This window comes from Reyranella sp. CPCC 100927, from assembly GCF_007859315.1.
GTDB lineage: Bacteria > Pseudomonadota > Alphaproteobacteria > Reyranellales > Reyranellaceae > Vineibacter.
This window is the reverse complement of record NZ_VOHA01000021.1, coordinates 47,149-63,572: the sequence shown is the minus strand read 5'-3', so window position 1 is coordinate 63,572 and position 16,424 is coordinate 47,149. Positions and strand designations below refer to the sequence as shown.

13 protein-coding genes are annotated in these 16,424 nt (G+C 67.2%); 4 read left to right on the top strand and 9 right to left on the bottom strand.

All coding sequences use genetic code 11. The annotated features are described in order from the left end of the window. Positions 1–98 precede the first annotated feature (98 nt). Positions 99–1,058, bottom strand: coding sequence for a zinc-binding dehydrogenase (locus tag FQU96_RS33665; protein ID WP_218574984.1), 960 nt, complete (start codon positions 1,056–1,058; stop codon positions 99–101). A 123-nt stretch (positions 1,059–1,181) separates the two neighbouring features. Here FQU96_RS33665 and FQU96_RS33660 point away from each other — a divergent pair, with 123 nt between their 5' ends. Further along, the gene (locus FQU96_RS33660) at positions 1,182–2,474 is read left to right on the top strand and encodes an FAD-binding oxidoreductase (protein WP_146545785.1); all 1,293 of its coding nucleotides are present in this window, start codon (positions 1,182–1,184) and stop codon (positions 2,472–2,474) included. A 22-nt stretch (positions 2,475–2,496) separates the two neighbouring features. Here the strand turns inward: FQU96_RS33660 and FQU96_RS33655 are convergent, their stop codons facing one another. The 4 genes from FQU96_RS33655 to FQU96_RS33640 form a co-directional block, all read right to left on the bottom strand. After that, positions 2,497–3,186, bottom strand: coding sequence for a TetR/AcrR family transcriptional regulator (locus FQU96_RS33655; RefSeq protein WP_146545784.1), 690 nt, complete (start codon positions 3,184–3,186; stop codon positions 2,497–2,499). A 151-nt stretch (positions 3,187–3,337) separates the two neighbouring features. Continuing rightward, a complete protein-coding gene (locus FQU96_RS33650) occupies positions 3,338–3,904 on the bottom strand; it encodes a 3-phenylpropionate/cinnamic acid dioxygenase subunit beta (protein WP_146545783.1) in 567 nt (188 codons plus the stop codon). A 14-nt stretch (positions 3,905–3,918) separates the two neighbouring features. Then, the gene (locus FQU96_RS33645) at positions 3,919–4,728 is read right to left on the bottom strand and encodes an SDR family NAD(P)-dependent oxidoreductase (RefSeq protein ID WP_146545782.1); all 810 of its coding nucleotides are present in this window, start codon (positions 4,726–4,728) and stop codon (positions 3,919–3,921) included. Continuing rightward, on the bottom strand, positions 4,725–6,077 hold the full coding sequence (locus FQU96_RS33640) for an aromatic ring-hydroxylating dioxygenase subunit alpha (RefSeq protein WP_146545781.1): 1,353 nt from the start codon (positions 6,075–6,077) through the stop codon (positions 4,725–4,727). Before FQU96_RS33640 ends, FQU96_RS33645 begins: the two co-directional genes overlap by 4 nt. A 168-nt stretch (positions 6,078–6,245) precedes the next feature. Between FQU96_RS33640 and FQU96_RS33635 the strand changes: the two genes are divergently transcribed. The 3 genes from FQU96_RS33635 (at position 6,246) to FQU96_RS33625 (ending at position 8,527) form a co-directional block, all read left to right on the top strand. Then, positions 6,246–7,079: a hypothetical protein gene (locus FQU96_RS33635; RefSeq protein WP_146545780.1), complete on the top strand. Its 834-nt coding sequence runs from the start codon at positions 6,246–6,248 to the stop codon at positions 7,077–7,079. A gap of 32 nt (positions 7,080–7,111) precedes the next feature. Beyond that, positions 7,112–7,528: a hypothetical protein gene (locus FQU96_RS33630; RefSeq protein ID WP_146545779.1), complete on the top strand. Its 417-nt coding sequence runs from the start codon at positions 7,112–7,114 to the stop codon at positions 7,526–7,528. 108 nt (positions 7,529–7,636) lie between these two features. Further along, a complete protein-coding gene (locus tag FQU96_RS33625; RefSeq protein ID WP_146545778.1) occupies positions 7,637–8,527 on the top strand; it encodes an MBL fold metallo-hydrolase in 891 nt (296 codons plus the stop codon). A 161-nt stretch (positions 8,528–8,688) separates the two neighbouring features. Here the strand turns inward: FQU96_RS33625 and FQU96_RS33620 are convergent, their stop codons facing one another. From FQU96_RS33620 to FQU96_RS33605, 4 genes are all read right to left on the bottom strand, one after another. After that, entirely contained in the window at positions 8,689–9,303 is a 615-nt protein-coding gene (locus tag FQU96_RS33620) for a ClpX C4-type zinc finger protein (protein WP_146545777.1), read from the bottom strand. A gap of 7 nt (positions 9,304–9,310) precedes the next feature. Continuing rightward, positions 9,311–11,098, bottom strand: coding sequence for a reverse transcriptase family protein (locus FQU96_RS33615; RefSeq protein WP_146545776.1), 1,788 nt, complete (start codon positions 11,096–11,098; stop codon positions 9,311–9,313). Positions 11,099–11,552: 454 nt separating this feature from the next. Continuing rightward, positions 11,553–13,217: an SWIM zinc finger family protein gene (locus FQU96_RS33610; protein WP_146545775.1), complete on the bottom strand. Its 1,665-nt coding sequence runs from the start codon at positions 13,215–13,217 to the stop codon at positions 11,553–11,555. Next, positions 13,217–16,342, bottom strand: coding sequence for a hypothetical protein (locus FQU96_RS33605; protein WP_146545774.1), 3,126 nt, complete (start codon positions 16,340–16,342; stop codon positions 13,217–13,219). Before FQU96_RS33605 ends, FQU96_RS33610 begins: the two co-directional genes overlap by 1 nt. Positions 16,343–16,424 lie beyond the last annotated feature (82 nt).

The window sequence follows — 16,424 nt, the reverse complement described above, 5'->3', positions numbered from 1 at the left end:
ACTAATCATTGAACATTTAAATCAGCCACCGTCGGATTTCAATCGCGTAACCGCGACCGGAACCCCGGCGGCGATCAGATTCTTGTGAGGGCGGTCCGTCAGAGGTGCAGCACGGCCTTGCCGGTAAAGCGGCGGGCCATCAGTTGGGCGGCGACGTCGGCGATCTCGGTCCACGGCGCCTCGATCGCGATCTCCGGCTGAAGCTTGCCGTCGGCAATCAACCGCGCCAGGCGGGCAAGCCCGATACTGGCGGGCTCCGCCTGAAATTCCTGCCCCAGGAAGAGGCCATACAGGCGGGTGCCGCCGCCGCGGTAGAACTGACCGGCGTCGAATGTCGTCTCGCCCGACAGCGAGGCGCCGAACAGTACGCAGGTGCCTCCCGACGTCAGCATGCCCAACGCTGCCGCCAGCGATGGCCCGCCAACCGACTCGAGGATGAGATCGAATGGCCCCTGCCCTGCCGCTGCGCCGGCGTGCGGCCCGATGGCAACGGCGTCAGCGCCCAGGCGGCGCACCAGCGCCTCGTCCTTGGCATCACGAATCGCCGCCACCACATGCGCGCCCGACAGTCGCGCGAGTTGCAGCGCGAAGGAGCCGACGCCGCCGGTAGCGCCGCCGATCAGCACCGGCCGGCCCAGCAGCGAGCCGCCCTTGGCCAGCGCATGCAGCGCGGTCAGCCCCGCCACCGGCAGAGTCGCGGCCTGCGCGATACTGACGCCGTCGGGCAAGGTCGCCAGTGCCGCCGTCGGCACGGCGGCGAACTCGGCCCACGCGCCCATCGGCAGCATGCCCACGACGCGGGCGCCGGCCCGCGGCCCGGTACCATCCGCCGCGGCGCGTTCGACCGTGCCGGCGAGATCCCAACCCGGCCGCCAGCCGTCAGCGGCGCCATTCAGCGCATTGCGCGTCTCGCCGCGATTGAGCGAGATCGCCGCTACCCGCACCAGCGCCTGCGATGGCCCTGGCTGCGGCGCCGCGACCTGACGCAGCGCCAACTTGCCGGCGACGCCGCCATCGACGACGACAGCACGCATTTGCTGTGACGGTGCCTGGGTCATCAGCGTCCTCCCAATACTAATCAACGTTCAGTGTTCGTTGAACATTATGATCGCTGGCAGCTGAATTCAAGATGAGAACGAGACTGTTTGTGGTCACTGCAAGGTTGCCCCTAAACTCCCGCGATGACCGATCACAAAGTTCTGCCGCTGCCGCCCAGCCTCTACGCCGACACCGCCGTCCCGCCAGCGACGACACCGCCGCTCGACAGTGACCGCACTGCGTCGGTCGCCATCATCGGTGGCGGCTTCACGGGCTTGTCGACGGCGCTGCATCTGGCCGAGCAAGGCGTGGAGGCGGTGGTGCTGGAGGCCCAGCAGCCGGGCTGGGGTGCGTCGGGCAATAACGGCGGCCAGCTCAATCCCGGGCTCAAGTTCGATCCTGACACCATCGAGGCGACGTTCGGCCCTGATCTCGGCGGCCGCATGATCGCGTTCGCCTACGATACGCCCAACGTGGCGCACGACATCATCCGTCGCCACGGTATCGCCTGCGAGGCGCGACAGAACGGCACGCTGCGCGCGGCCTATCACAGCAAGAGCGCCGCCGGCGTCGAGAGCACGGCGCAGCAGTGCCTCCGCCGCGGCATGCCGGTCGAGTTCCTCGATCGCGACACCATCCAACGCATGACGGGCACCGACCGCTATGTCGCCGCCATGCTCGACCGCCGCGGCGGCGACGTTCATCCGCTGAGCTATGCGCGCGGCCTGGCGCAGGCGGCGATCAAAGCAGGCGCCGCGGTGCACGGCCAGACGCCGGTGCTGTCGGTACGGCGCGACAGCGGCCGCTGGCACGTCCAGACACCGCGCGCCACGGTGCACGCCGACAAGATCCTGATCGCAACCAACGGCTTCACCGACGACCTGTGGCCCGACCTGCGGCGCACCATCGTGCCGGTGTTCAGCGCGATTACCGCCACCGAACCGCTGCCCGATGCCGTGGCGCGCGCGATCATGCCGACTCGCCCGGTGCTGTACGAGAGCGGCAATATCACGGTCTACTACCGCATCGACAGCGGCAACCGCCTGCTGATGGGCGGCCGCGGGCCGATGCGACCGATCCGCGATGCCGCCGAGATCAGCTACCTCACGCGCTACGCGGCGCGACTATGGCCGACGCTGAGCGGCATCCGCTGGACGCATGCCTGGAACAGCCAGCTGGCGATGACGGCCGATCATTATCCGCATGTGCATGAACCCGGGCCTGGCGTGCTGGCCTATCTCGGCTGCAACGGGCGCGGCGTGGCGCTGGCCTCGTCGATGGGCCGGCAACTGGCGCGGCGGCTGATTGGCGGCGACAGCGCCACGATCGACCTGCCGATCACCACGCCCAAGACCATCGCGCTGCATGCGCTGTGGCCGGTCGCGGTCAAGAGCGTCGTGGTCTGGGGCCGCCTGCGCGACCGTTTGGGACTCTGATCTCTCCCCGGAGGGGAGAGGTTTATCGCTTCGGGTTCTCGAGCCCGCGCACGAGGGTTTCGACCAGGGTGTCGATCAGCTGCTTGCGGTCGGCCCAGGGGAACTCGGGCCGCGCGATCAGCAACGCGGCCAACCCATGGCAGGCGACCCAGATGGTCTGCGTGGCCACGTTCACGTCGATGCGCCGCACGACACCGGCCTCGACCAGGCGCGCGACCTGTTCGCGAAACGCCAGATAGGCCTGCAGACCGGGACCCTGCGTCTCGAAAGGCTGGTCGAGGTCCTTGTTCTGCGGCGATTTCAGCATGGCATGGCTCACCATGAAGGTGAGCTGATATTCGTCCGGGTTCTCCAGGGCGAACGCGACGTAACCGGCGATCAGGCGGCGCAGCAGGCCCAGATCCAAGCGCGTACCGGCGACGGTGTCACGAAATCGCCGGGCGAGCTCCTGGAAGGTGGCCGTGCACAGCGCTTCGAGGATCTCTTCCTTGCTCTTGAAGTAGACGTAGAGCCCGGTCTGCGACAGCCCGACCCGCTCGGCCAGCTTGCGCGTGGTGACGGTTTCGTACCCCTCCGAAACGAACAGCGCCTTGGCGGCGGCCAGAATCTCGCCGTGACGTTCATGGCCCAGGCCGCGCGGCTTGCGTCGCCGGGGGATGGGTGTCGACCGCCGCCGTGGCGGCGTTTTGGTTGTCGCGCGCAGACTCGCCATTCTGTTTTCGATGCCCCAATTTGTATTATTGATACTAATCGTTGAACACTAATGTACGTCCTGCGCCGGCCGGCGTCCATCGGCCGTCTCGCATCGCAGCAAAGGCTGAGGAGTCGAGCCAGCCTGGTGATCGACATGACGGAAGGCGCTGTCAGAAGAACACTGTCAGGTTCTTGGCAAGCAACACGTTCTGGTCGAGGATGATCTCGCGCCGCGCCAGCTTCCAGGCGCCGTCAATCAGGCGCAGAGTGTCGTTGCGCTTGCCGACAAAGAAGTACGTCTCGTATTCGACCCGGTTCTGGTAGACCAGGAAGCGGCTGCGCACCTTGAGTTCGCGCGGCGCGTCGGCCGACGGCAGCGCATCGAGCAGCTGCACGTTGCTCACCATGTGACAGACGCGCGACAGCGGCTCCTCGGCCCAGTGCACGCCCGTCATGATCTGCTCGCAGCGTTTCGTGAGTGTCCATTTGTCCTCGTCGAACCAGCCGATGTCACGGCCTTCGCGCGTATTCTCGCGCGCCGCGTGCTCACCGGCCTTCACATTGCGCCGCATCGGCATGACATAAGCGAGATCGTCGGCCAGCAGGTCGAGCCACTCGCTGAAGCGGCGCTGGTCGAGCAGTTCGGCCTCCTCGTAGAGAAATTCCTCGGCCGCGTCCTTCAGGGCATAGAACGTCAGATTGCGCGTCAGGCGTGGCTTGGCGACACTATCGTTCATGTTCACAGCCTCCTTCAGCGCGCGTCAGCCAGGGGCGGAATGGGTCCGCCCTGATGGGCGAAGCAGCCGACATCGATCACGGTGCCCGAAATCGTCGTCGCCTCATCCGACAACAGGAAGGCCACGGCGTTCGCGACGTCCTCGCCGGTCGCCACCCGCCCCGCGGCCGTGCCCGACACACTGCGGCTGGTGAACCGCTCTACATCACCACCGACGCGGCCGACACTCATGCCGGTGACGATGCCGCCGCCGCCGGGCACCACGGTGTTGACCCGAATGCGCTGATGGAAATGGTCGTAAGCCAGCGCCGCACTCAGCGCGAACAGCCCGCCCTTGCTGGCGCTGTAGGCGGCCATGTTCGGCTTGCCCCAGCCGGCGCCTGAGCCGATGTTGACGATCGACCCGCCACCCTGGCGGATCAGGTGGGGCAGCACGGCACGGCAGCAGAGATAGGCGCCCTTCAGGTTCACATCGATGATGCGGTCCCACACATCCTCCGCTGTGTCGAGCACCGTGCCCAGCGGACCGATGGCGGCGTTGTTGACCAGCGCATCGACATGGCCATGGCGGGCGATGGTGCCATCGACCAGCGCATTGACGTCGGCCGCCTTCGAGACGTCGGCTTCCAGCACATCGGCCTGCAAGCCCTGGGTTTCCAGTTCGGCGCGCAGCAGGGCGTTGCCACCGGCGGCGGAGCTCGACAACTGCGGCGCGTCGAGCCCGAAGGCGACCACCCGGAAGCCGCGCCGTGCCAGGAGGACGCTGATCGCCTTGCCGATGCCGAACGTGCCACCGCTGACGATGGCGACGCGCCCGACACTCATTCCGCTGCCGCCCGCCGCGGTGCGCCGTCGCGGCCACCCATCAGCACATCCCAGTCGCGGCCGGCCAGGTAGTCGGCCCAGCGGGCATAGAAGCGGCGCGAGTTCTCCTCGGTGACCTGCACGCTGACATGGCCGGGCACCGGGTCACCCTCTTTCCAGGCGCCCATCGACTGCTGGTAGTTCATCGGATAGCGCCGCGCGATCACGCCGCGCGCGCCTGCCGTGGCGTAGTTCCAGTTCTCCATATCGTCCTGCTCGGTCATACCGGCAGGGCCCGAGTAGCGCATGTAGAAGTGCCGCATCAGGTCCTTCACCGCAGCGGGCGCATCCTTGTCGATCAGGAAGATGCGCCACACCTCGGTCGACTCAGGGCCATGCGGATGCCACATGCAGATCGAGCGCGGCTGGCGGCCGTGATAGGAGCTGTTGGGGAAGATGGTGCCGACGAACGGCAGCAGGCGGGATTTCTCACCGAGCTTGCGCTGGCGCTCCTCGTAGCAGTAGCGGAAATAGGCCTCGATCTCGGGGTCGTCCTTGAACGCCTCGGCATAGGGCAGCATCGAGGGTTGGATGGCGCTGTGGATGCCATGTCCGGCCGGGAAGCTCACCCAGACATGCTGGGCGCCCTTGAGCTCGTCATCGCGACGGCCCTTCATGCCCGACTTGGCGCTGGGGCCGATGCCGATCAGGTCGACCGAGCGGTGGCTGGGGTTGTGGTAGGTGTCGCCGGCGAAGTTCTCGGCCGGCAGCTTCCAATTACAGGGGATGATCCATTTGTGGACGCCGAGGAAGGCCTCGGAGCCGCCCTCGCGCCCGTCGCGACAATCGAGCGCCAGATCGAGGTGCTCCTTGGCATCACCGAGATAGGTCAGGAACGGCGGCGCATCCTTGTCCCACGTCGCCCAGATCGTACCCTTGTAGTTGGCCAGCTGCGCCACCTCGATCAGCGACCACTGCCCGCGATCCATGCCGGCATAGAGCGTATCGTACTGGGGCACGCCCACCAGCTTGCCGTCGGTGGCGTAGCTCCAATGGTGGTAGGGGCATGTGAAGTGCGTGGTGTTGCCCTCGTCGTAGAGGCAGACCTTCATGCCGCGGTGTCGGCAGGTGTTGAGGAAGACGTGGATCTGGCCGGTCTTGTCACGGCACAGGATCACCGACTCGGCGCCCATGCGTGAGATGAAGTAGTCACCCGGGTTGGGGATCAGGCTCTCGTGGCCAACGAACAGCCAGGCGCGCGTGAAGACGGTCTCCAATTCCTGCTGGAAGACGTCCTTGTTGACGAACACCTCGCGGCTGATCAGGCCGTTGCGCGTATCGACCAGATGATCGTAGTCCGTGCGCGCCATATCCGCTTCCTCCACCGTTTGTTGCCGTGATGATACGCCGGTTGCCCGGATTCATGAACCCGGCGGCTGCGCGGCAGGTCTGCGCCGCCGGCAGCCACTCCCAAATGGGAATATCGCGCCGCGCGGCCGTGCGGCATCTCGTGGCGCGCACCGGGACCGGAGACGATCGTGCTTCATCTCAAGCCTTATCCCATCAAGATCAGCGGCTCGACGCTCGATGAGGATTTCCGGGCGGTGGTCAACGCGATCAGCCCTTTTCTCAGCGCCGATCGCAAGGAGTGGTTGATCCGGCGGTCGAACAAGCTCGACTACGTCAACGATAACAGGCCGATAGCCAAGCTCTATGAGGAACATGTCCGGGTGCTGCTGCAGGCCCATATCCTGCCGACCGAAATCGGTGCCGCGCTGTTCAAGCTGCTGCCCAAGGACATGACGATCTGGATCGTTCGCTTCGATGATCTGGCCCAGGCGTCGTTTGGCGTATGCAATGCCATCACCAGCCAGATGACGAGCCGGCTCAGCGACGGCGTGCGCATCCTGTTCTCGCCCGAGACCTGGGCCTATACGGCGTGCGGCAAGCTGCCAGGCTACCGCGCCGACGAAACGCTGCTGCATGAGATGGTCCATGCCGTGCGCCTGGCGCGCTTCGGCTTTGAGGGCACCAACCATGACCCCCTGCGCATGAACAAGGACCACGAGGAATTTCTCGCCGTCCAGATGACCAACGTCTATCGCTCGGAAAAGAAGGCCAAGTTGTTCAACCACGCCTACATGACGAGCGCGCTGGGTACCCAGGCGGAGGTCGAGCGCACGCTGGCGTCAATGGACTTCGTGACCGCGCTCGAGTCCTTTTCGGACGATCCGTTCGTCGCCGCAGTCGCCGCGATCAACACGCCGTTCAACCCCTTCCGCGACCTGACGCGCCTGAAGGACCAGGCGCGTTTGAACCAACAGCCCCGCCCCAACCAGCCGCAGCGCCCGCAGGTCCAGCAGCGCCGGTAATCGGGACGTTGGGCGACGGCACGGAGAGATCGATGGCAACACCACTGGTCCGCCCGCAGGGCGTCTTTGCAAACCCGCCGCAGGCCCGTGTCGGCGCCTTTGGACGCCCCGGCGGCCTGATGGCGTATATCGACACCGACGCAACCGGCTATACCCGCTACTACATCAACGCGATCGTTCTCAGTGGCCCGGATAACCAGGCCCAGGCGATCCGCAAGGCGCGCGATGCCCATCGCTACATGATCGCCAGTGCCGCGGCGCTGGCGAACCACAGAGGGTGGCCGACCTTCAAGTTCTACGGCTGGCAAGCCAATACCAACTTCCAGGCGCACGCCAACAAGCTCGCCGCGCGGGTCGGCGCCATGGGCTCGGGTGTCGCGATCGGACTCGACTACGAGGTGATCCTCCACACGTCCAAGGTGCTGGCCGAGAACTACCCGTTGGGGTGAGCACGCGATCGCGCAAGCACCGACGGTGTCGGCGCCGCCGGTGAATCTCTTGCTGTAAGCGCCGCTGTGCCTCGCTACTCTCCGGGCCGCACATCCGGAGGAAGCACCATGCAGGAGCGCACGATCGGCGCCGTGAAGGTTACGCGGATCGAGGAAATGATGGGGCCGGGCTTTCCCGCCGCGCAGTTCTTTCCCGAGTTCGATGCCGAGACCTTCAAGGCGCAGGAACACTGGCTGGCCCCGCGCTACTACGATCCGCCCAGCGGCAAGCTGGTGGCCAGCATCCACAGCTGGCTGGTGCAGACCGAGCACCACACGATCCTGATCGACACCTGCAGCGGCAATCACAAACCGCGGCCGGGCATGCCGCGTTTCGACATGCTGAACTCGCCCTGGCTCGAGCGGCTGGCCGCCGCCGGCGTGCAACCGGAAGCTGTCGACTTCGTGATGTGCACGCATCTGCACGTCGATCATGTCGGCTGGAACACCCGGCTGGACAACGGGCGCTGGGTGCCGACGTTTCCCAACGCCCGTTACCTGATGTCGCGCACCGACCATCAGCACTGGGAAACCGTCGCCCGCAACCCCGAGGCGGCCGCCTTCGAACGCAACACCTACAACGACTCCGTCCTGCCGGTGGTCGAACAGGGCAAGTCGGTGCTGGTCGACGACGGCCATGCCTGCGACGACTGCCTGACGGTGCGCGCCGCCGACGGCCATACGCCGGGCCATGTGCGGGTCGACCTCGCTTCCCGGGACCGCCGCGCGGTGTTCTCCGGCGATGCATTGCACAACCCGGTACAAGTACCGCTGTGGCGCTGGAACAGCGCGTTCTGTACCGATCGCGACCAGGCGCGCCGCACGCGTCACGGCATCCTGGCGCACTGCGCCGAGACCGGCGCACTGCTGATGCCGGCTCACTTCGGCACGCCGCACGCGGCACGTATCAAAGCCAAGGGCGATGCCTTCGAACTCGATTGGGACTGGGAAGGGCGGTGATACGTGGAATCGCTGGTCGCTGATACAGGCTGTCATCCCGAGCGCAGCGAGGGATCTTTCGATGCAGGCGCATCCGTGCATCACTTGCAGAAGATCCCTCGCTGCGCTCGGGATGACAGCTGTATCAGGGATGCGTGATTCCAAGTACCAGACGTCTCCGTTCAGGCCGACGGAGAACCGGCGGGCGTTGCCATCTGCGCAACCGCCTGAGCATACGCACGCGCCGCCTGCGTTGCGGATTCAGCGATATCGATGAGCGAGGGAGTGCCTTCATTCGCCGCCGCCCGCCGCGCTGCCGCCGCGGCATCCCTCATTTGCCGCCACAGGTCGTTGGCAAGGCCGCGCATGTCATCGGTCGCAATGGGCGCGGTCGTGACGATCTCGACCGTCAGGAGATCGAAACGATCCTGCCCGTGCATGTAACTCCAGCCGATCAGCTGGCTGTCCGGCAATGCGGCTACAAGCGCCGCGAGCAGCGCCTCCAGTGCAACGCGCTCGGCAGATGCCAGGATCACGTCATCGTGGCCAAGCTGGATGCTGATGGCTTTGGCGTGCGCACCCTCGGCATGCCGCCGGAAGCCGGGAGGCCCGGCATGCTCGAGCAGGACCTGGTTGCACAGGAAAATGCACCGATTGCAGATCGACATCGCTCCCGGGCCAGCAATCAGCTGTTCCACGGCATGACGGCTCTGCCCGCAGAATGAACATACGGTGGCGTTATCGCCGCGTCCGAAGAGGAGCGACCAGGCGCCCCGCAACCTCGTTCTGAAATCCATCCAGCCCTCAGTCCCGCCCGCCACGTTTGCGGGTGGCCATGTAGCCGACGACGGCGGCGATAAACAGGCCGCCCAGCACCGGATGTATGCCCATCAGTACGATGAAGACCAGGAGGCCCAGGATCCATTTCCCAATGGTGGCGAGCGTGCCGCCGCGTTTCGCAGCCGGTGCGGCGGGCGCCGGCGTGAAGGCAGGTGGTAGTTGTGCCTGACCAGCGCTGGTGGCACGCGACGTTCCCGGCGCGGCAGCGGCCTGGGCGGCGGCCTCGTGCGCCACGATGACCGGTTCGGGCGCCGGTGCCGGTCGCTCCCGGGGAATCCACCAGCGGCCCAAGGGTGTCTCGCCCCGCGCGGCCTTGACGCGAAAATCACGCGGCGCGACGGCCGGCACTGGCGTCGCCCCGTGACGTGCCGCCAGAGCACGGACTTGTGTGACCAACACCTCGCCCGATGACGGCGTCACCATGCGCACGAAGAAGGCGAAGCCCAATGCCGCGTCAAGGACGTCGCGCGCAGCGCCCCAGGTCTTGCCCACGGGGCCCGACGTCTCGATCTGGTGCAACAGCGCGCGGAAGCGGCGCAACGTGTCGCGCGGCACCGCGACACGCTCGTTGACGGTGAGGCCCGTCACTTCCTGGTGCGCACCCCGGCGCATCACACGCGTCTTGTCGGGATGCACGACAAAGCCCTCGGCCGTGACGATCTCGCGCACGTATTTCAGCAGCGCACCGACTTTCTTGGCAGCCTCGCCCGAGGCGGAGAACGTCATGTCGTCGGCATAGCGCGTGTAGGTGAATCCCAGCGCACGGGCGAGACCGCTGAGCCGCGCGTCGAGCTTGAAGCAGATGACGTTGGTCAGGACCGGGCTGGTCGGCGCACCCTGGGGCACGCGGCGCGGACCGCGCGTGGCGAACAGCCGCTCGCCGTCAACCTCCAGTTCGTCGACATCCGGCTCGGTGCAGATCAGCGCCAGCACCGTCGCGACGGCTTCGCTATAGCCCAGGCCACGGAACTTCCCCTTCACGCGGCGGAACGTCAGGGTCGGGAAGAAGTCCTTGAGATCGAGATTGACCACCACGTCGCGGCCGACATGCGGGGTGGCGTTGGTCAGGATCGAGCGGCCGGGCACGAAACCGTGGGCCGCGTCGTGCACGACGGCCTTGGCCAGCAGATTGTCGAGCACCCAGTACTGCGCCCGCTTCAGGCGCGGCATGGGTGCTGAAATCAGGCGCTCACCGCCGGCCTTCTTGGGGATCGTGAACCGCTGGTAGTGGCTGACGCGCGTGACCGCACGATCGTAGGCCAGGAAGCGCAGCTCGCTCAACGAGACGCCGATGGCCTCGGCCAGCGCCTTGGGCGAGGCGATCGACGGCAATCCGGCCTTGGGCGCCATCGCCGTCCCCGTCTGATGCAGACCGGTGGACACGCCGTCGCCGAGATAGAGCAGTTCCTGCTGGCGCCGTTCGTGCCAGGCCAGCGCGCGCTCGTGTCGGCCCTTGGCGTTGCGCAGCTTGGTCTCGGCCCGCCGCTGCAGGGCCGCCTTCTTGCGGCGCTTGTGCATCTCCTTCAGCGCCGCCTCGGGATCGCGCCACAGCGCCTCCTGGCGATGCAGATCGGCGATCTCGCGCTGCAGGTCGGCGCGGCGGCGGATCAGGTCGGCCGGCACGTCGGGCTGATCCGCGCCCGGCGGCCAGAAGCCGAGCCGGATCATCTCCTCCAGGATGACCTCGTCCTTGGAGCTTTCGCGGATGCGGTCATAGAGCTGCTGGCGCGTGAGCGTGCCGGGTTCAGTCATGAACCGGCCTCGCTCTCAGCCTCTCCCCACCGGGGAGAGGTCGGCGCGCCAGCGCCGGGTGAGGGGGCCGCAGTACACACGAGGTGCGTTTCATCGGGCACCGCGTGCGGCTTCGGCGCCCCCTCACCCGCCGAACGCTGCGCGTTCGTCGACCTCTCCCCGGCGGGGAGAGGTTCATGATCGAGGGGCGCCGGCCGGGATGCCTTCGTCGGATCCAAGGACTGGCCCGGTCCACTCGAAGCCGGCACGACCACCGTCGCGCTTTTGGGTTTTAGAAACCCATATTGCAAAAGCGCGACGGTGGTCTGTGCCGGCCCAGTGAAGAGTGGGCCAGTGACGCTTTGCCAGGCAGGGTGCAAGGACGGCGAAACGCCGCCCGGGTTGCAAGGTCCGCTCCGGCTGGCGCCCCTCGTCTGTGAATGCTTAGCGGGTTCGGCGTGTGGCAGCAACATCATCACGCCGTTCTTTCCATCGACGTGCCCTCGACCTGGGCATGAAACAGCCGGCGCACCGCCAGCATGTGCTCGCACGGTCCGCGCGCCAGTTTGTTGTGGCCGTAAAAGCCGCAGTCGCAGCGTGCCGTGACCATGCGATCATCATCATCGATGCCGATCGTGGGTTTCTGCGGCTTGCCGTTGTCCATGACCTCGCCGCTCACGATGCGCCGGCCATCGCGGCGCTCGACCGTGGCGATCGTGGCCAGCCGCGCGGCGACGAACCGGTCGGCTTTCTCTTCCTGTTCGGAGGCAAAGCGCAGCGCCCCCATCGGTAAGGGATCGCGCGCCAGCTCGCGGTGGCGGAACACGCCCTTGTCGAGGTCGTACATGGCGCGGCCGCCCTGCACGTACATGCCGAGCGCACTCTGCACGATGGCGCGATCCAGCCCGGTGTCGGCGGCGAGCGTTTCCGCTGTCGCGAAACGATGTGTCTCCAGTGCGGCGAACACGCGCTGGGCGGTGGCCTGGTCGACCTGGGCGCGCGGCGCCAGCAGATCGAACTGGCCGGCGCGCGACCAGTCGTTGGCCGTCCAGCCCGACAGGCCCAGGGTGAAACGCAGGCCGCCGAAATCGACCACGGCGAACGACGGCAAGCCCGTGCCCAGCAGATGCAGGCGCACCGATCGCGCCAACGGCAACGCGCGTTGCAGGATCATGAGCCGTCGGCGGCCCCAGACGCGGATCTCGGCACCCGTCGAGCCGGTGTAAATCGAGCGACGGAACGTCAGGCGCTCGTTCCACGGCTCAACCACGACCACGACCGGCTTGTCCGGCTCGAGCAGGAAGCGCAGCGAGCGCGGGCCATGTCGCTCCCGCCGCGCCGCCAGCCGCGAGAGGATCGCGTGCATGTCCATGGGGTGCAGGTCGACCACGTGCGTGGGCTGCGTCATGGCGCTGGAGACCTGCAGGAAGCCGCGCACCCAGCTGTCGGGCAGGTCGATCTTGTCCTCGCGGTAGGACTGCTCGCCCGTCGTCTGCACCTCGAAGCCCGACGGGTCGATGGTGAGTGCCGTGTCGCGGTAGCTGCGGATCTTCTGGAACTCGTCGTAGAGCGCGTGGCTGTAGTCGATGTTGGTGGTGCCGAAGGCCATGTCCTCGATACGCTCGAAGACATCGTGGTCGCAGGACAGCCGGCCGTAGCTCGATTCATCGAGGCTGAAGCACTCGAAGAAGATCTCGTCGGGATGAACGGTGATGACGGGATCCAGCACGAACCAGGCATCGCGGTTCGCCTGGTAGAGGTAGTCGAAGTAGCGCTGCCGCGCCTTGTAGAACGGCGCCATGATGTCGCTGGAGCGCTTCGAGATATCGTTCAGCTCGCGACGCAGGCCCTCGATTCGGACGCGAATGTCATCCTTGCCGGCGAGCGCCTCGGCGAGCAGCTGCTGCTCGTGCGCCTTCAGCCATGCGAAATAGGCTGTCCGGTCCTTCGGCTTGAAGCGCAGGTCGGAGACCACGACATGGTGCAGCGCCGAGATGGCTTCACGGAACGGCAGATGCCGGGCCACCTTGCCGACGAAGAAGGTCGGCGTGCGCAACACGTCGGGCGCGAAACCCAGGGTCGTGCTGGTGGCATCCGAGGACGCCGCGGTCTGCCCGAAATAGCGATGCACGAAATTCATCAGGCGACCTTCCCGGCGACGGGGCGGCGCTGGACCGGCGAGACGATCCCCGGGTGCCGTTCCATGATGTCGCGCAGCGCCAGGATGGCGTGGCTGCGATCGCGTGCCGTGCCGCTCAGCGTCAGGTCGGTGAACAGCGGCGCGATGCGCTGGGCCCGCACCGCATCGCGCAGCGCTTCGCCGTGGAGAAAGGCGCTCATGCGGTCCTTGGCGACGCGGCCCTTGTGAACCTGAAGCATCACGATGCGGGCCAGCGGCATCAGCTTGTCGAAGGCCGCGTCGCTGGCGACCGCGTCCTGCGTCAGCAGTTCGCTGACCAGCAGGTGCATGGATTGCGAGGGGTGCTCCAGCAGTCGGGTGAGCTGCGCACCCACATCCGCCGGTGCCAGACGGCTGCGCAGCAGGTGGCGCGCGAAGTCGAGGACCTCCGGCTTCACGCTGTCGGTGACCACGGCGATCGTTTCCGGCGTCCACGCTTCGGGCGGCCAGGCATCGAAATAGCGGCGCGCGAAATCGGTGATCTCCGGCCAATCGCTCTCGACGATCAACACCGCGTCAGCCGCCTCGGCGCGGAAACGAGCCGGCGCGTCGTCGTACGCAGCCATCACCCATTGACGCACGGCCAGGTGCGCATGGTTGCCCAGCCGCGCGGTCTGTCGGACCGAAAACGTGTCGAACGGCCGCTTGGGCAGCACAGTGGCGCCCAGCAGTTGCGCCCCCTTGGCGCGCGCCTGAAGCAGGCGCCACAGCGTGCCCGCATCCAGCGCCGCGAGCTGATCGGGCAGCGCCGCGTCCAGCAGGGCGACGATGTCGGCCGCATAGGCATCGTCGGGCGGCGTCAGGAACAGTGAATCGATCAACTCGCGCGCCAGCCGCGTCGCCAGCGCCGAATCGCGCGCCGCGACCCGTGCCACCAGCGGGCGGGCAGCCTGGCGCAATCCCGTCGATGGCGCGGTCGCGAAGGCGACCACCAGCGGCGCGTGTCGGGTCAAGGTCTCGTCGCTGTTGCGGCCGAACAGTGCCAGCGCCGCTTCCTGTACCTCCGGCGACGGCGCGCCCAGCAGCCGGCGCCAGACATCATCCGTCAGCGTCGCCGGATCGACGCCGGTCAGCGCCAGCATGTCGACGCCGGCGGCGGCGACGGCCGGCGACGGATGCTCCATCAGGCGCAGCACTACGTCCTGGGCCACCACCATGTCGCGCGCCGACCACAGCGCCGACAGGCGGGCCCGCACGGCGCGGATCAGGCTGTCGCCTGACGCATCGCGTTCGGCCGGCTGCGCCAGCAACCATACGGTAATCCCCTGCGCCAGCGGCTCACCGACTCCGGCGGCGAGTCGCCGGTCCCGTGCCCAACGCAGGATCGGTTCGGCAATGTCTTCGTGGCGCGCCGTCAACACCGCCTGTGCCAAGGCCGGGCTCGACCACGGCAGCGCCGCCTCGCGGTCGATCCGATCGACGGCGAGTTGGCGCGCCTCTTTCAGATCGGCGCCGATCAGGGCCACCAGCAGTGCATCATCGACGCTGCCCCGCGCGAGGCGATTGCGCGCTTCATCGAAGGCAAAGCGCAGGATGGCGGCGAACGGCGATGTCAGCAGCCGGCCCAGGGCCTCGCCCGCCAGCCCCTGCACGAAGGCCGCATCCGCCTGCATCACCCGCAAGCCATGCAAGGCCACGGGTTCGCATCCGCTACGCGCCGCGAGATCCAGGGCGAGATCGGGACGCGCTGCCCACAACGCGGGAAAGGCATCGTCACGGCGGGCCTCGTCGGCCGCCGGATGCTCGCCGATTTCCATGAACGTCATGCTGCCACTGCGCGCCGTCATCTCGGGTGCGTGGCGATAGAGCAGCTGGCTTGCGGTCCAGTTCCGTCCCAATGGCCCGATCGCGCGTGGCTGGCGCCCCCATGTGCCGTTGGACAGCCGGACCCAGGCCGTCCATCGGGCTGGCGGCGTCATGTCGTCGGGACGCAGGCTCAGCAGGTAGGCCGCCGCCAGCTCGACGAAACGCGGATCACCCAGGTCGCCGCGCTTGCGCAGGGCGCGCCAGATCCGGCGCTTGAAATAGAACAGTGTGGCTTGCGACAGGCCGACCCGGGGATCAGGTGTCCCGCGCTGCCAGCCGACCTGCACACGCGCACCCAGCGCCGGAACCCAGACACGTCCATCGCCGCCAGGGCGACGGCGGTACATCGGCTGCGCGGTTTCGAAACGATGCGCCGCCGCCGCAAAGAGAGCGGCATCGTCAGCCATCTCGGCATACTTGTAGAGCTTGCGCAGGCCGATCAGATAGGGCGGCCGCGCCGGCATCGTCATGACGGCCGCCGCCAGCACGGGCGCGCTATCGGTGTCGTGCTGCGCCAGGCCGGCCAACGTTGCCAGGATGGCACCGACCTTGGTTCGATCCTGCTCGGCAAGAGCGATGATGGCGCCGGCAAGCTGATGGGCATCGCGTGCGCGGACAGCCTGGGCGATCGCCGCCGGCAGTTCCTGGTCGATGTCGGTTGCCTGCTGCGCGGCGCCCACCAGCCGCGATCGCAGCGCGAAGCGCGCCAGGTCGCGCACCATCGTGCTGGTCGACCGCGCCGCGACGTCCTGCAGGGCCGGCACCGCGTCGGCCCCGGCCGCACGGGCCAACGCAAAGACCAGCGAGTAGCTGGCGTCGGCCGCCCCGACACGGCGGGCGATGTCGAGCAACGCCGGCGTCGCCGCCGTCAGCCGCACCTCACCGACGCGCCACAGCAGACGATCAAGCCCAGGCGGCTGTTGCGGGCTGCGCCGGCACTGATCGAGCCGCTCCAGCAACACGCGGGCACGCCCATCCGAGGCGCCCTGGCTGTCCGGCGCCGATGCCACCGGCGCCGCGCTCGCCCCGTCGAGCCGGCGATAGCCTTCGTTGATCTTGGAAACGACGACGCTATCGAATATCCGTTCGGCCGCCTCACGGACGACCGGCGTCGCGGTCTTGGTGCCCTCGCGCAAGGCCCGCCCGCGGCGGCCGTAGCGGAAATTCACCACGAACCGCTGTTCGCCCGGCAACGCGTCGTTCTCGATGAGGTCGACGTCGTAGACCTTGTCGGACGATCCTTCCTGCAGACCCAGCCGCGCCGAACGAACAACCTTCATCGGAACCCGGTGACAATCACTCAGCAGAACACGCGAAGCATCATGGCGCGCACAGTAGGCAAAGGTGCCGTATCGGACAACC

Coding starts and splice junctions, on each gene's coding strand:
- FQU96_RS33640 (WP_146545781.1), bottom strand. CDS start 6,077: ATGGCGCGCACGGACTACGATCATCTGGTCGATACGCGCAACGGCCTG.
- FQU96_RS33620 (WP_146545777.1), bottom strand. CDS start 9,303: ATGGATTTCAGAACGAGGTTGCGGGGCGCCTGGTCGCTCCTCTTCGGA.
- FQU96_RS33630 (WP_146545779.1), top strand. CDS start 7,112: ATGGCAACACCACTGGTCCGCCCGCAGGGCGTCTTTGCAAACCCGCCG.
- FQU96_RS33610 (WP_146545775.1), bottom strand. CDS start 13,217: ATGAATTTCGTGCATCGCTATTTCGGGCAGACCGCGGCGTCCTCGGAT.
- FQU96_RS33665 (WP_218574984.1), bottom strand. CDS start 1,058: ATGACCCAGGCACCGTCACAGCAAATGCGTGCTGTCGTCGTCGATGGC.
- FQU96_RS33645 (WP_146545782.1), bottom strand. CDS start 4,728: ATGAGTGTCGGGCGCGTCGCCATCGTCAGCGGTGGCACGTTCGGCATC.
- FQU96_RS33605 (WP_146545774.1), bottom strand. CDS start 16,342: ATGAAGGTTGTTCGTTCGGCGCGGCTGGGTCTGCAGGAAGGATCGTCC.
- FQU96_RS33655 (WP_146545784.1), bottom strand. CDS start 3,186: ATGGCGAGTCTGCGCGCGACAACCAAAACGCCGCCACGGCGGCGGTCG.
- FQU96_RS33625 (WP_146545778.1), top strand. CDS start 7,637: ATGCAGGAGCGCACGATCGGCGCCGTGAAGGTTACGCGGATCGAGGAA.
- FQU96_RS33660 (WP_146545785.1), top strand. CDS start 1,182: ATGACCGATCACAAAGTTCTGCCGCTGCCGCCCAGCCTCTACGCCGAC.
- FQU96_RS33650 (WP_146545783.1), bottom strand. CDS start 3,904: ATGAACGATAGTGTCGCCAAGCCACGCCTGACGCGCAATCTGACGTTC.
- FQU96_RS33615 (WP_146545776.1), bottom strand. CDS start 11,098: ATGACTGAACCCGGCACGCTCACGCGCCAGCAGCTCTATGACCGCATC.